At 69.2% G+C, this 14,087-nt stretch carries 11 protein-coding genes; 3 read left to right on the top strand and 8 right to left on the bottom strand.

The genetic code is table 11. The features are described 5' to 3' along the window. Positions 1-344 precede the first annotated feature (344 nt). The 6 genes from FPZ12_RS43615 to FPZ12_RS43590 all read right to left on the bottom strand — a co-directional run bounded on the left by FPZ12_RS43615 (position 345) and on the right by FPZ12_RS43590 (position 7,733). On the bottom strand, positions 345-1,037 hold the full coding sequence (locus FPZ12_RS43615; RefSeq protein ID WP_144759383.1) for a TetR/AcrR family transcriptional regulator: 693 nt from the start codon (positions 1,035-1,037) through the stop codon (positions 345-347). 123 nt (positions 1,038-1,160) lie between these two features. Further along, positions 1,161-2,261, bottom strand: a complete 1,101-nt coding sequence (locus tag FPZ12_RS43610; RefSeq protein WP_144759385.1) for an S-(hydroxymethyl)mycothiol dehydrogenase — start codon at positions 2,259-2,261, stop codon at positions 1,161-1,163. Between the two features lie 105 nt (positions 2,262-2,366). Beyond that, positions 2,367-3,599 carry a C39 family peptidase gene (locus FPZ12_RS43605; protein ID WP_144759409.1) on the bottom strand — a complete coding sequence of 411 codons (1,233 nt, stop codon included), beginning with the start codon at positions 3,597-3,599 and terminating at the stop codon, positions 2,367-2,369. Positions 3,600-3,659: 60 nt separating this feature from the next. Continuing rightward, entirely contained in the window at positions 3,660-4,067 is a 408-nt protein-coding gene (locus tag FPZ12_RS43600) for a PaaI family thioesterase (protein ID WP_144759388.1), read from the bottom strand. A gap of 5 nt (positions 4,068-4,072) precedes the next feature. Next, a complete protein-coding gene (locus FPZ12_RS43595; RefSeq protein WP_144759391.1) occupies positions 4,073-5,782 on the bottom strand; it encodes a TIGR03767 family metallophosphoesterase in 1,710 nt (569 codons plus the stop codon). 322 nt (positions 5,783-6,104) lie between these two features. Further along, positions 6,105-7,733, bottom strand: coding sequence for a long-chain fatty acid--CoA ligase (locus FPZ12_RS43590; RefSeq protein WP_144759394.1), 1,629 nt, complete (start codon positions 7,731-7,733; stop codon positions 6,105-6,107). 260 nt (positions 7,734-7,993) lie between these two features. Here FPZ12_RS43590 and mihF point away from each other — a divergent pair, with 260 nt between their 5' ends. Both mihF and FPZ12_RS43580 read left to right on the top strand, forming a co-directional pair. Beyond that, positions 7,994-8,305, top strand: a complete 312-nt coding sequence (mihF, locus tag FPZ12_RS43585) for an integration host factor, actinobacterial type (protein ID WP_091517208.1) — start codon at positions 7,994-7,996, stop codon at positions 8,303-8,305. A gap of 351 nt (positions 8,306-8,656) precedes the next feature. Further along, on the top strand, positions 8,657-9,772 hold the full coding sequence (locus FPZ12_RS43580) for an isochorismate synthase (protein WP_144759397.1): 1,116 nt from the start codon (positions 8,657-8,659) through the stop codon (positions 9,770-9,772). Here the strand turns inward: FPZ12_RS43580 and FPZ12_RS43575 are convergent. Then, positions 9,769-10,437 carry a 4'-phosphopantetheinyl transferase family protein gene (locus FPZ12_RS43575; protein ID WP_144759400.1) on the bottom strand — a complete coding sequence of 223 codons (669 nt, stop codon included), beginning with the start codon at positions 10,435-10,437 and terminating at the stop codon, positions 9,769-9,771. The genes FPZ12_RS43580 and FPZ12_RS43575 overlap by 4 nt on opposite strands. A gap of 149 nt (positions 10,438-10,586) precedes the next feature. Here FPZ12_RS43575 and FPZ12_RS43570 point away from each other — a divergent pair, with 149 nt between their 5' ends. Then, positions 10,587-11,756 (top strand): acyl-CoA dehydrogenase family protein, encoded by a 1,170-nt coding sequence (locus FPZ12_RS43570; protein WP_144759403.1) that lies wholly within the window; start codon positions 10,587-10,589, stop codon positions 11,754-11,756. Here the strand turns inward: FPZ12_RS43570 and FPZ12_RS43565 are convergent. After that, positions 11,753-13,966, bottom strand: a complete 2,214-nt coding sequence (locus tag FPZ12_RS43565) for a hypothetical protein (RefSeq protein WP_144759406.1) — start codon at positions 13,964-13,966, stop codon at positions 11,753-11,755. The two genes, FPZ12_RS43570 and FPZ12_RS43565, sit on opposite strands and share 4 nt — an antisense overlap. Positions 13,967-14,087 lie beyond the last annotated feature (121 nt).

Below are 14,087 nucleotides of genomic sequence, written 5' to 3'. Positions count from 1 at the left end.
AAAGATTAAAAGATCCCCTCGCCGGGAGGCAGGCTCCAGGATGGGCATCGCCCGTAGCTCGGCCACCGGTTGCGAGGGGGGGAGAGGTGGGTGCTCATCCCGTCGCCTGCGGAAGCGCTATCACTTTCCCCTGGGCCCGCAAGCTTTGTGCGCTCGGGTGCGTGCTGGGGAGAGGGGTTGCGGGCCCAGGGCAAAGTGATGAAGGGGCTGGGCAGGCGACGGGATGAGCACCCACCTCTAGGGCGGATCGCTGGCGCGATCCGCCCTCAAAAAGACCACAGACCCCGGCCCCGCACATGATGAAGCCCGGGAAGGACAACTCCTTCCCGGGCTGCTTTGTGCGTTCAGGGGCGCAGTGCCGCGTCGAGATGGTGTGACATCTCGGCCAGTAGTGCTTTTCCGTCGACATCGGCCGTCGCCGCGCGGAGGGACAGGACGAAGGACTGGACCACGAGCAACACAGCCCTGGCCTGTACGGCGGGATCGCCGCCGCGGATCGAACCGTCCTGTTTGCCGGCGTCCAGGTGTGCCTTGATCACCTGTTCCCCGACCCGCTGGGTGCCGCCGAGCCGATCGACTATGTATGGCAACAAAAGCTCGGTGTCCACGTCGATCACGGTGCGCATCAACTCGTCGTCGTTGAGCAACCGGACCGCCGCGACCGCGCTGTGCACCAGTCGCTGCCGTGCCGTTTGCGCGCCGGCCGCGGCGGCACTCGCCTCGTGCAGCAGCGCGCCGAACTCCCTGGTCATCAGCGCCGAAAGCACGCTGCGCACATCGGGAAAACGCCGGTAGAGCGTCATCCTGCTGACCTTCGCGGTTCGCGCGATTTCGGCCAGCGTCGCCCGCCGGAGCCCTACCGTCAGCACGCAGCGCCGCGCCGCGTCCAACAGTAGGTCGTCGGCGACGCGTGCGGTCGTGCGCCGGGCCCGGGTGTTCGCCAGACTGGATGCGCGTGCAGATGAACGTGCATCTGCATCGGGAGCTGAAGACTGGGACCGGTACTGCCTGAACGCAGTGTGACTGTCATCGTCCATGAACGTTGCCACCGTGCCCTATTCGGTTTCAGGCGGGCGATATTAGACGATCACGCTCCCGTGTTCTTGGCAGGGCGCCGAAAAGGCGCGCCACGTGCCGTTTTCCGTTGGGTACAGCCGGGATCAGCCGAACTCGACCACGCTGCGCAGCACCTCGCCGCGGTGCATCGAGGCGAACGCGCCCTCCACACCGGCCGGCCCGATCCGTTCCGTGACGAACTTGTCGAGCGGCAACCTGCCCTGCAGGTACAGATCGACGAGCATCGGGAAGTCCCGCGACGGCAGGCAGTCGCCGTACCACGAGGACTTGAGCGAGCCACCACGCGAGAAGAAGTCGACAAGCGGCACGCCGTCGAGCCGCATGTCCGGAGTGGGCACTCCGACGAGCACGACGGTGCCCGCGAGATCCCGGCCGTAGAAGGCCGTCCGCCACGTCTCCGGCCTGCCGACGGCATCGATCACGACGTCCGCGCCGAAACTCTCGGTCAGGTCCTGGATCGCCTCGACGACCTCATCCTCGCTCTTGCCGCGTGAGTTCACCGTGTGCGTGGCGCCGAAGTCCTTGGCCCAGTCCAGTTTCCGGTCGTCCATGTCGACGGCGACGATGGTGCGCGCCCCGGCCAGCCGCGCGCCCGCGATCGCCGCGTCACCGACGCCCCCGCAGCCGATCACCGCGACCGTGTCCCCACGCGTCACCGCGCCGGTGTTGATCGCCGCGCCGATCCCGGCCATCACACCGCAGCCGAGCAGCCCCGCCACCGCGGGCTCCGCTTCGGGACTGACCTTCGTGCACTGTCCGGCGTGCACGAGCGTCTTCTCCAGGAACGCGCCGATTCCCAAGGCGGGACTGAGCTTCGTGCCATCGGCCAAGGTCATCGCCTGGCTCGCGTTGAACGTGGAGAAGCAGTACCAGGGCTTGCCGCGCTTGCAGGCACGGCAGGTGCCGCACACCGCGCGCCAGTTCAGGATCACGAAGTCACCGGGCTCGAGATCCGTCACGCCCTCGCCGACCTGCTCCACGTACCCGGCCGCCTCGTGCCCGAGCAGGAACGGGAACTCGTCGTTGATGCCGCCCTCGCGGTAGTGCAGGTCCGTGTGGCAGACCCCGCAGGCCTTCACCGAGACCACCGCCTCGCCGGGACCCGGATCGGGCACCACCACGGCCTCCAACGAGACCGGCTCACCCTTCGCGCGGGACACGACTCCCTGGACCTCGTGCGGCATCTTCGCCCACCTTTCCGCCTCGACCGTCCCCCGCAGCTTGCCATGAACCATGCATTCATCGCGACTGCGAGATATGTCGGGGCATGTCAGGGAAAGCGAACCGGGTCAGGGCGTGATGATGTAGGCGACGCCGCCCGTCCCGCTGGCCACCGCGCCGGTGTCGGTGTAGCGCTTCGTGCGGAGCCAGATCGTCTCGAACTGGGCGCGCTTGTAGACGGTGCGCACGTTGCCGTCGGTGTTGGACGCCGGGTCGTTCACGATCACGTCCCCGTCCTTGGTGAAGCCGATGACCACCATGATGTGCCCCGAAGTCCCGTACCCGGCGCCGTCCAGCTCGTCGGCGCGGAAGGACTGCGAAGTGATCACCGGGATGCCGCGGGCGATGTAGTCCTCGATGTCGGCCAGCGAGCGCAGCCGCGTGATGTGCCCGCGCAGCCCGAACTCCGCGGCGTAGGCGGTGTTGAAGGGCCAGTTCCCGGTGCCCTGGTAGGAATAGTCGTAGGTGTAGCGCGCCGCGTAGTCCACCGTCGGGTCCGGGTAGTCCGCCGGGATCCAGGAAAGCTGCTCGGCGCGCGGCTTGCGGCCCCAGTACTCGGTGACCATCTCCGTGGACGTCGGGCTGCACCAGTTCTCCCCGCCACCGCCGTACTCCGGGAACTGTCCTTTGTGGATGTTCTGGGCGTACGCCGGCACCGGCAGCTCGATCCCGGAAGCCTTGCCGGGCTGGGAAAGCGGCACGTCGAACCGGTCCGGCACGTTCGACGTCATCGCGCCGATGGACGTGAGCACCGGGCTCGCCCCGCTGCCCGCCTCCCGGTACAGGCTCACCCGCAGCCGGTACGAACGCAGCTGCACGCCCGGCTTCATCTCCAGCGTGTCCACGTTGACCGCCGCGTTCGCGTCGTCCTGGCCGTCGACGCTGGTGCGCTGGATGCTCTCGTCGCCGCTGGCCCACCGGCCCATGACGTACCAGGCCGTCTCGGCGCCCGTGCTGGTGCGGCCCTGCGCCTCGACCTGCAGCCACGTCCGCTCCGGGGTGCGCGCGTTCCACGAAGCGATCAGCTGAGTGGCGTCGAAACCCTGGTGGAACACCGGCGAAGTCCACCGCGCGAAGTCGTACGTGCGGCCCCCGTAGGTGGTCGTCCCGGCTGGGCGGGCGATGGACAACCCGCCGGAATTCGCCACCCCTTCGGGCTCACCCGAACGGAAGAGCTGTCCGGACCATTCGTGATAGTCGACGGCCTCGCCAGGCCGCGCCGACTGGGCCAGCGCGGGCTGGGCGGTGGCCGTGGCCAGCACCGCTATCGTCACCACGGCCAGCAAACGGCATGCGCGCATCCGGGTCATCCTGGGATTTTCCCGCTGCCGGCCAGTGGTGTAAACCACTAACTTGTCACGTCACAGCACGGCTTGGCTCTGTGTCACCTTGGCGACGAGCTTGCCTTCGTCGTCGTGCACCTCGGTCTCGACGACGATCACCTTGCGCCCGGCGTGCAGCGGCCGCGCCGTCGCCGTCGCGTGCCCATCGCGCACGGCGCGCAGGAAGTTGGTCTTCGACTCGATCGTCGTGGTCCCCTTCGCGCCCTCGGGCAGGTTCAGGAACGCGCACACCGCCGCGGTGGCGTCGGCCAGCGTCATCAGCGTGCCGCCGTGCAGCACGCCGCCGAGGGTGCACAGCGACTCCTCCCACGCCAGGCGCGCCTTGACGGCGTCCTTGCCGTGCGCCAGCACCTCGACCCCGAGCCGCTTGGTGAACGGCATGGTCTGGTGGAACAGCGCGGTGCCCTCTTCGTCGAGTTCGGCCATGCGGTTCAGCGTAGCGGGTTGACGATCACCAACTCGGTGTTGTGATCGGCCGCGGCGCCGACGCGGTCCAGGTTCACGTGGATGTCGTTGTAGGCGAACTCCCGGTACAGGGACGCGAGCGCGGCGGGCGAGGTGTCGCCGTAGTCCGCGGCGCAGGGCGCCTCGGCCTCGATGAGCGTGGTGAACAGGGAAAGCGTGCCGTCGGCGTTGTCGGCGACCTCGATGATCCGGGCCTGCTGCGGGAAATCCACGTGCGAAGCGGTGTTGATCTCCCAGAAGCCCTGCGCCGGGGTCTTGCCGGGGTGCGGGGTGATCTTGTTCAGGTGGCTGTGGCCGTTGACCCACGCCAGCACGTTCGGGAACCGGGTCAGCAGCCCGGTGAACGCGGTGCCGTCCAGCCGCGGGTCCAGCGGATGCCGTGAATCGGGCAGCACGTTGCCCATCGTGGTCGAGGTGTGGTGGCTGAACAGGACGAAGAGCTCGTCGGTGACCTGCTGGGTGACCTTGTTGCCGAAGAAGTCGTAGTACGTGGAACTGTTGCGTGTCAGCGTTTTCTCGACCCACAGGTACTGCCGCAGCCCGATCGAACCGTCGGCGAACCCGGCCAGCGTCGTGGTATCGAGGCTGATCCCGGTGATGCCGGGTGCGATCCGGAAGGTGTAGTAGACGTCGACCCCGTCGGCGTTGTCCGCGCCGAACCCGTGCCCCACCGGACCGGGCCCGGTGTTCGCCGAGCTCAGGTGCGACTGCACGAATTCGGCCGTGCTGAAGGGTTTCCGGCGTGCGTCGGGGGTGACCTCGCGGACGGTGCCCTTGCCGCCGAACAGTTCCGCCACCGGCACCGAGGCGCCCGGCTGCCTGATGGCGGCGGCGAGTTTGGCCGAGTCGCTCTCGTCCTTGCCGATGATCTTGTAGCGGCCGGTGTACCAGAGCTCGATGCCGGGAATGCCCTCCGGCAGCGTGCCGACGACGCTGTCGTCGTGGTTGCCGAAGGTGCAGTACCACGGGATGTCGAGGCCCGGCGACGTGAAGGTGCGGCCGGCGGCGGTGAGCAGGCCGGGCAGCTCGGGGAAGCCTTTGGTGGTGTAGTCGTCGCCGCTCAACGGGGTGTCCGGGTTCCAGAACGACGGCGAACCGGACGCCTGCACGCCCTCGTAGCGGTTCGGGTCGCCGGAGTTCGGCGTGATGCTGCCGCCGTTGAGGAGCTTGAGGAACCAGTCCAGCTCGAGGTGCTCGTGGTTGTCGGTGTTGTCGCCGGTGGTCACCACGAAGTCGAAGGGCTTGCCGGTGAACGGGCCCGTGCACAGGCTGTTCACCCGCCGCACCAGCGAAGCTGTGGCCACTGTCCCGAGTGTCTCTTGTGGACGGTGCGCGGAGCCGATCAGCGGGTGCAGGTACTCGAACCGCGCCGGGCTCTCGGTGTCGGTGATGTGCAGGTCGGTGAACTGCACGAAGGACGCGATGCCCGTGCGCCGGTCGTCGCGGCCGGGTTGCCCGGCGACGAGGTCCTCGCGCACGACCAGCGGCCAGCCCGGCCCGGCGGCGAGCCGCGAGTACTTGTCCGTGCCGGCGGTGACCGGGGTGGCCACCGACTCCAGCGTGGTCCCCGCCGTGGTCACCGCCCGTTTCGCGCTGGCCTGCGGCGTCGCCACCAGCAGCCCCAGCCCGGCAAGGCCGGACGCCGTCACGAACCCGCGCCTGGAAAGCATTCCCATGCCGCTGCACCTCCGGATGGCAACCTGCCGACCGATTCTGGCCGACAGGTTGCTCCCGGGCCACCGGAACGCGAATTTTTCTCGGGAAAGTGGGGTGGGGTGGAGGTGAAAGGTCAAAAGATCAAGAGATCAAGAGATCAAGAGCGTCCTCGCCGGACAGGCAGGCTCCAGGATGAGGGGGGTCCGTAGGTCGGACGGCGGTTTTCGGGGTGGTTGGGAGGAGGAGCGAGTCCGCTGGCGCGGATCGCGCCGCGTGAGAGCGCGTCCGCTGGGGCGGACCGCTCTCGGGACGCGAGGCGGGTGGCGTGGCGGGGCCCGGCTTCTAGAAGTGGGTGATGTCGAGCTTTCCGTCGTGGTTCAGGGCGCGCAGGCGCTTCTTGTCGAACTTGCCGACGCTGGTCTTCGGGACCTCCTCGACGAAGGTCCAGTGTTCCGGCAGCTGCCACTTCGCGACCTTGTCGGCGAGGTATTCACGCAGCTCGGCGGCGGTGACCTGTTGGCCTTGCCGGAGCACGACGGCCACCAGAGGGCGTTCGTCCCACTTCTCGTCCGGGACGCCGATCACGGCGGCTTCGGCGACCGCCGGGTGCCCCATCACGGCGTTCTCCAGATCCACCGAAGAGATCCACTCGCCGCCGGACTTGATCACGTCCTTGGAGCGGTCGGTCAGCGTCAGGAACCCGTCCGGGCTGATCTTGCCCACGTCACCGGTGCGCAACCAGCCGTCGTGGAACTTCTCCGGGTCCACGGCCGAGCCGCCGTAGTAGGACGCCGCGATCCACGGGCCCTGCACCTCCAGCTCGCCGACGGCCTCGTTGTCCCACGGCAGTTCCTCGCCGTTGTCGCCGATCAGCCGGGCACTCACTGACGCCGGGAACCGGCCCTGCGTGTACCGGTACGCCCAGCGTTCGTCACCCTCCGCGGCCGCCGGCGGGCGGGCGACGCTGCCCAGCGGGGAGGTCTCCGTCATGCCCCAGGCATGCAGGATCGGCACGCCGTAGTTCTCCTCGAAAGCGTGCATCATCGACGGCGGCGCGGCCGAACCGCCGACCACGACCTCACGCAGGTGCGAGATGTCCTGCGGGTGCGCTTCCAGCTGCTGGAGCAGGCCCTGCCAGATCGTCGGCACCGCGGCGGCGAAGGTGGGTTTTTCGGCGTCGAGGATCTGGGCGATCGGCTCGGGCTGCAGGAAGCGGTCCGGCATCACGAGCGAGGCGCCGACCATCAGCGCGGCGTAGGGCAGACCCCACGACATCGCGTGGAACATCGGCACGATCGCGAGCGCCTTGTCGTCCTCGGCGAGGCGCATCGAGTCGGTCATGCACACCTGCATCGAGTGCAGCCAGAGCGACCGGTGCGAGTAGGCCACCCCTTTCGGGTCACCCGTGGTGCCCGAGGTGTAACACATCGCAGCCGCCGCGCGTTCGTCCACGTCGGGCCAGTCGAACGTGTCCGGCTGGGCGGCCAGCAGCTCGGCGTAGGAGTGCACCTCGATGCCGTCGGGGGCCTGCAGGGTGGCGGCGTCCCCGTTGGCGACGATCACGTGCCGCACCGTCTTCATCGACGGGAGCTGTTTCGCCAGGAGCGGAACCAGTGTCCCGTCGACGATGATCACCTGGTCCTCGGCGTGGTTGGCGACGAAAACCAGTTGCTCGGGGAACAACCGGATGTTGAGCGTGTGCAACACGGCACCCATCGCGGGGATGGCGCAGTAGGCCGCCATGTGCTCCGCGTTGTTCCACATGAAGGTGCCGACCCGCTGGTCCCCGGTGATCCCGAGTGCCCGCAGCGCGTTCGCCAGCCGGGCCGAGTTCGCGCCGAGTTCGGCGAAGGTCTCCCGGCGTGCCCCGGTGCCGGTCCACGTGGTGATTTCGCTGGTCGCGTGCACTTTGCTGCCGTGGCGCAACAGCGTGCCGATGGAGAGGTGTCCGTCCTGCATCGTGCTCAACATGGGCGACTCCCGCGGGCTGGGTTCGACGGTGAACTTGCGTCAGCGGTGACTCTAAGTCGTAGGTACCGCTCACCGCCAGGAACGACCGGCCCCGCCCCGACCGGGCGAGGTCGCGCGTGTCGATTTCGCAGCATTGGCCCAGGTGGCGTTTACTGGGGCCGTGGACAGGACGGCCTGGCCAGCGCTTGCATCTGCAAGCACCGCTGGGTGCCCGGCCGTCACCGCGAGAGCGGACACCCGATACAGGAAGGACAAGTACGTTGGCTCTGCCTACGTTGACTCCGGAGCAGCGTGCGGAAGCGCTGGCCAAGGCCGCCGAGGCCCGCAAGGCTCGTTCCGAGCTGCTCGCGTCGATCAAGTCCGGCCAGCAGAGCATCGACAAGGTGCTGCTCAAGGCCAAGGAAGACAAGACCATCGGCAAGACCAAGGTCACGCAGCTGCTGAAGGCGGTGCCCGGCCTCGGCGCCGTGAAGGTGGCGGCCCTGCTCGAGCAGGCCGGCATCGACCCCGACCGGCGTGCGGCCGGCCTTGGAGAACGCCAGCGCGAAGCCCTTATCGACGCGCTCAAGTAAGACCCTCGGACCGGCGGGTGCGTGTGTTGGCGTGCCCGCCGGTTCGTGTTTTGCGTGCGGCCGGGCTGTGGTGGATGCGCCAGCGCGAAGCCCTTATCGACGCGCTCAAGTAAGACCCTCGGACCGGCGGGTGCGTGTGTTGGCGTGCCCGCCGGTTCGTGTTTTGCGTGCGGCCGGGCTGTGGTGGATGCGCCAGCGCGAAGCCCTTATCGACGCGCTCAAGTAAGACCCTCGGACCGGCGGGTGCGTGTGTTGGCGTGCCCGCCGGTTCGTGTTTTGCGTGCGGCCCGACGCGTGGGACGTGACGCAGTTCGCGGGGCTTTTCCGCCGATCCGCGCCCACAATGGAGGCGTGGACGCGAGACGACTGCTCGAGGAATTCACACCTGGGGACTTCTACTTCGGCACCCCCCGGCGCACGATCCACGGCGCCGGCGAGGGGGCGACCTTCACCGACTCCGACGCGGTCTCGCTGAGCGAAGCGGTCTCGGCCGCGTTGTCCGACGAGCCCGGCTCGCTCGCTGTCGGTGTCCTGCCCTTCGACACGGCCGGTGCGCCGGGGCACGTCGTGGTGCCGCGGTCGGTACGCACCGCCGAACCCGTCACGGTCGAAACCCGCCAGCCCATCGGCGCCCCGTCCGTCGTGCGTGCCGTGCCCGAGCCGGTCCGGCACGTCGAGGCCGTCACGCGGGCGGTCAAAATCCTCAGCGAGCGCGGCCTGCGCAAGGTGGTGCTCGCGCGTGCGCTCGACCTCGAATTCGACGAGCCCGTGCCGGCGCAGGCGATCCTGCACAACCTCGTGGCCGACAAGGCCGGGGCCTACACCTTCGCCGCGGGCCTGCCCGGTGATCGGATGCTCATCGGCGCCACGCCGGAGCTGTTGCTGTCCCGCTCCGGCGGCCAAGTCGTGTCGCATCCGCACGCCGGCTCAGCCCCTCGCTCCGCGGACCCGGTGACCGACCGCGAGAACGGCGAAACCCTTGCGGCGTCGAAGAAAGACCACATCGAACACGCCGTGCTGACCGAGGCGATCGTCGAGACCCTGCGGCCCTTCTGCCGCCGTCTCGAAGTGCCGCGCGAGCCGTCGTTGGTGTCGACTCCGACGATGTGGCATCTCGGCACGCGCGTGACCGGGGAGCTGATCGACCAGGACGTCACGGCGCTGCGGCTGGCCGCGGCCCTGCACCCGACCCCGGCGATCTGCGGCACCCCCACCGACGCGGCGCGGGAGCTGGTCGGCGAGCTGGAGCCGTTCGAGCGCGGGTACTACGCGGGCGCCGTCGGCTGGATGGACGCGCGCGGCGACGGCGAGTGGGCGGTGTCGATCCGCTGCGCTGAGGTGGCGGAGCGTTCGATGCGCCTGTACGCGGGCGGCGGGATCGTCCCGGCGTCCGACCCGAAGGCCGAGCTGGACGAGACCTCGGCGAAGTTCCAGACGCTGCTCCGGGCGATGGGCCTGGACCTCTAAGCGCTCCAGCGCTCCTCGCGCACCTCGAGCTCTTCCGAGGTCAGCACGGCGACAGCCGCGCGATAGCCCTCGCCGGGCGAGAGATCGGCGAGGCGCGTTGTGGCCGGGTCGAGGGCCGCGTCGGAGCATGCGGCCAGCTGACCGTCGACGAGCGTGATGCTGTGCAGCGGGATCTTCAGGCCCAGTCCGGTCGCCTTCATCAGCGCTTCTTTTTGCGTCCAGTAGCGGAAGAACGCGCCGACCTTGTCCGCCGGACTCAACCCCGCCAGCGCCTCGCGCTCGGTTTCGTTGAGCGCGTACTCGATGAGCGGGTCGTCGGCGTTGCGGGTGTCGGTCTCCACGTCCAGCCCGACCGAGGCGCCTGCGACGGCCAGCCCGATTCGCTCGCCGGAGTGGGAGATCGAGAACTCCGTGCCCGGCAGCCGCGGCTTGCCGTGCGGTTTCCCGCAGTCGACGCAGGTGGCGTCGAACCGGACCGATTCCGGCGCCCGGCCGAGCTTTTCGCCCAGCACCGTCTTCGCCAGCACACGCCCGGTGAGGAAGCGGCGCCTGTCGATCTCCCGCCGGTACGCCTGGTAGCGGCCGCGTTCGGGCTCGTCGAGGAAGGCCAGGAAACGGGGTTCGCTGGGCAGCGGCTCGGCCCACCACACCTCGCACACGATCACGCGCCCAAAGTACGCCCTGGCGCGGCGGCCGCGCACCGGCTGCCGGAGAGGTCACAGCGGTTTTCCCGCGACGAGTTTCGGGCAGTCGCGGGTTTGCGTTAGCCTTGAGGTAAGCAAGCGCTTAGTAACGTCCCTTGGGAGGGCTCGCGATGGACTTCACCCTGAGCACCGAAGAGCGCGAGGTGCGTGACTGGGTTCGCACCTTCGTGCAGAAGGAGCTCCTGCCCCTGGAACCCGAGGTGCTGCGCCGCGAGCGCGCCGGGCAGCCGGGGCTGACCGAGGAGGAGCACCGGAACCTGCAGCTCAAGGCGAAGGAATCCGGGTTCTGGGGCGTGCAGACGCCCGAGGAGTACGGCGGCATGGGCCTGTCCGCGGTGATGACGGCGCTGCTCGAGGCCGAGCTCGGCAAGACGTTCGTGCCGTTCCGGTTCGGCGGCGCAGCGGACAACATCCTGTTCTACGCCAACGAAGAGCAGAAGCAGCGCTACCTCCTGCCGACCATCGCCGGCGAGCGCAGGTCCTGCTTCGCGATCACCGAGCCCGGCGCCGGATCGGACGCCAAGGCCATCCGCACCTCGGCCCGCAAGGACGGCGCCGACTGGATCATCAACGGCGAGAAGACCTTCATCACCGGCGGGAACGAGGCCGACTTCGTGATGGTCTTCGCGATCACCGACCCGGAGAAGGGCGCCAACGGTGGCGTGACCTGCTTCCTGGTGGACCGTGAGGCGGGCTGGAAGTCCGAGTACATCGACACGATGGGCGAGTGGGGCCCGGCGTCGCTGGTGTTCCAGGACGTGCGGGTGCCGGAGAGCCAGATCCTCGGCGAGGAGGGCAAGGGCTTCAACCTGGCCATGCAGTGGATCGGCCGCGGCCGTTACCTGCTGCCTGCCCGCGCGATCGGCTCCTGCGAGCGGCTGATCTCGATGGCCATCGAGCACGCGAACACGCGCGAGACGTTCGGGCAGAAGATCGCCGAGCGGCAGGCGATCCAGTGGATGATCGCGGACTCCGGGGTGGAGCTGGAGGCGTTGCGCTGGCTCGTGCTGCACGCCGCGTGGCAGGTGGACCAGGGCGTGGACTCGCGGCACGCGCAGTCCATCGCGAAGCTCTACGGCGGCCAGAAGGCGAACGAGATCGTGGACCGCGTGCTGCAGATCCACGGCGGCATGGGCTACACGCGTGAGCTGCCGGTGGAGCGCTGGTACCGCGAACTGCGGCTGCTGCGGATCTACGAGGGCACGGACGAAATCCAGCGCCGCACGATCGCGCGCAACCTGCTCAAGGGGCACGTCAAGGTCAGCGGCGTGCTCGGCTAAATCCGCCAGATGATCATTGTCGGCAAGGTCAGGGCCCTGGGCGCGAGCGCGTCCAGGGCCTTTTGGTTCACCGGCGCGCGCGTGTCGGCGACCAGCCAGTGGACGCCGCGGGCGCGCAGGGCGTCGAGCAGCGCCGGGCTCGGGCTGGTGAAGGCGGTCAGCTCCTCGTTCAGTCGCGGCTGGTCCCAGAACGGCTGGTCCGCGTACCACTCCGTGCTCTGCCAAGCCGAATCGAGGTTGCGCGGCGCGTACGCCCAGCCCTCGACATCCACGCGCCGCTGGGCGAAAGCGCTCATGTCGTACAGCTTCGCCGTGCATGTTTCCCCGGCGCGCTGGGTGCAGACGCGGTTCACGGCGAGGACGTCGTCGGGCCCGGCGTGCTCGTTCAGCCAGCGGCCCGCGGCGAGTTCGTCGCGCGTCACCGGCAGGTCCGTGCCGCCGACCTGGCTCACCGTGCGGTTGTAGCTGGGTTTCGTCGACGCCTGGGTGAGATACAACCCCGTGGACAGCAGGCCGGTGCCGAGCAACGCGAACACGACCAGCACCGTGCCGCGTTTCCGCGAAAAGCCAAGCGCGCCAAGGACAATCACCGCCAAGGCCAGTACGGCCAGCGGGGCGAGTCTGCCGCTGATCGTCGACGGCGGGTTCGCTCCCACGAACCAGGCGATCACGAGCGTGCACGCCACGCCGAACGCCAAGCCGACCCACGCCGCGCGACCCCAGCGCAGTTCGCTGATGCCCCAGGCGGAACCGATCAGCCCGACCGGATAGGCCGCGACAAGGAAGTAGTAGTTGGAATTTCCCGGCTGGCGGAAGACGAGCATCGCGCCGAGACCGGCGATGAGCGTGCCGAGGAAGAGCCACATCGCCGGGTCGAGCGGACGCCTGCGCAGCAGCGGGAGGAAACCGGCCAACCGGGGTGCCAGCGGCACCAGGAACAACACCGCTGCAGCCAGGAACGGCACGGCCGGGACGTGCGGCAGCGTAAGGCAAAGGTCGCTGCCGCTGCGCTGCACCGCATCGGGGAACAGCTGCCCGGCGAGCGCGCGGATCGAGCCGGCGAGGCCGATCTGCAGGCCGTAGTCGCCGCCGCCGTAAAGGGTGAACCGTGCGATCAGCAGCACCCCGCCGAGGAGGACGTTGATCGCCACCGCCCGCCATACGACCTTCCACTTTCGACGGACGAGCAGGGCGCACAGGGCAAGCACCGTGCCACCGAGCAAAACCGCCAGATCGGCCGATTTCGCCCCAGCGGCAAGGAGAACGAACGGAACCAGCAACCAGACCGGCATCGCCCGGTCGTCCGCGGAACGGCGTAGCACGGCCAGTACCAGGCCCGCGACGGCGACCGTCGGTAGCCAGCCGAACTCCGACGTCAGCGAGGAGGCCCAGTAACCCTGGATCATCAGCGGCGCTTCGCCGTCAGTCGACCAGATGGTGGCGACCGTCGCGCCCGTCACGGTCAGCAGCGCCGCGCAGACCGCGCCCGCCCGCGGCGTTCCGGCGACCCGGCGTGCCACCACCGCGGACAGCAGGACGACCGCGGGTAGCACGGAGGTCGGAACCAGCCGCAGCATCGAGTCGAACGGGTCCACGCCGGTGCCGGTCGTGAGGTGTGCCGTGATCGCGTGCAGGAACCAGTGGTAGGAGTAGGGATCGCCGCTCACCAGGGGATAGCCGGGCCACAGCGAATGGCGCAGCTCGCCGACGACGGCGACCTGGAACGTGGTGTCGAAGTAGTAGCCGTGGCCGGCGGCGCCGGGGTCGAGCGGGTTGTAGCGCAGGTAGTCCGTGGTCATCCACGCCACGGCCACCAGCAGCGAACCGGCGACGCCCAGGTTCGCGGCCAGGCCCCAGCCCGGCGCCGGTTTGGCGAGAATTCTCTTGCGTGCGGCCGGAATCGCCGTTAGCGCCGCGGCGACGACGGGCCCCGTCAGCCACGGCGGCGGCGCCCACGGCAGTACGACGTCGAGCGCCCAGCCGACCATCGCGACGACACATCCGGCGACGGCGGCCCAGGCGAGATCTTCCAGCAACGGGGCGGCGGCCGCGCGTACGGCGCGGACGAGAGCGAATCCGGGGAGCAGGACGCCGGCGCCGACCGCGAGCGCCCACTGGCCGAGCTCGGGCCACGGGGTGCCGGTGGCCAGGTGGGTGGCGGCCCAGGCGAGCAGAACGGCGCACCACGCGGCCGGCGCTGCACCACGCATCCCGCGCGCCTCCCCTTCATGCGGGCCTGCCGCGCCTCGGTGACCTTGGAAAACCCGGTCAGCTTACGAGGCCGCGCGATACGGAGCGGAAGGGGCGGTGGTTGGTGGCGGAGGCGTGAGT

Source organism: Amycolatopsis acidicola, from assembly GCF_007713735.2.
GTDB lineage: Bacteria > Actinomycetota > Actinomycetes > Mycobacteriales > Pseudonocardiaceae > Amycolatopsis_E > Amycolatopsis_E acidicola.
This window is presented reverse-complemented; position numbering and strand designations above follow the sequence as displayed.

What these genes read in the sequence shown, in the direction of transcription:
- FPZ12_RS43570 (WP_144759403.1), top strand. Translation starts at nt 10,587, where the DNA reads ATGGACTTCACCCTGAGCACCGAAGAGCGCGAGGTGCGTGACTGGGTT.
- FPZ12_RS43600 (WP_144759388.1), bottom strand. Translation starts at nt 4,067, where the DNA reads ATGGCCGAACTCGACGAAGAGGGCACCGCGCTGTTCCACCAGACCATG.
- FPZ12_RS43590 (WP_144759394.1), bottom strand. Translation starts at nt 7,733, where the DNA reads ATGTTGAGCACGATGCAGGACGGACACCTCTCCATCGGCACGCTGTTG.
- FPZ12_RS43610 (WP_144759385.1), bottom strand. Translation starts at nt 2,261, where the DNA reads ATGCCGCACGAGGTCCAGGGAGTCGTGTCCCGCGCGAAGGGTGAGCCG.
- FPZ12_RS43595 (WP_144759391.1), bottom strand. Translation starts at nt 5,782, where the DNA reads ATGGGAATGCTTTCCAGGCGCGGGTTCGTGACGGCGTCCGGCCTTGCC.
- FPZ12_RS43565 (WP_144759406.1), bottom strand. Translation starts at nt 13,966, where the DNA reads ATGCGTGGTGCAGCGCCGGCCGCGTGGTGCGCCGTTCTGCTCGCCTGG.
- FPZ12_RS43605 (WP_144759409.1), bottom strand. Translation starts at nt 3,599, where the DNA reads ATGCGCGCATGCCGTTTGCTGGCCGTGGTGACGATAGCGGTGCTGGCC.
- FPZ12_RS43615 (WP_144759383.1), bottom strand. Translation starts at nt 1,037, where the DNA reads ATGGACGATGACAGTCACACTGCGTTCAGGCAGTACCGGTCCCAGTCT.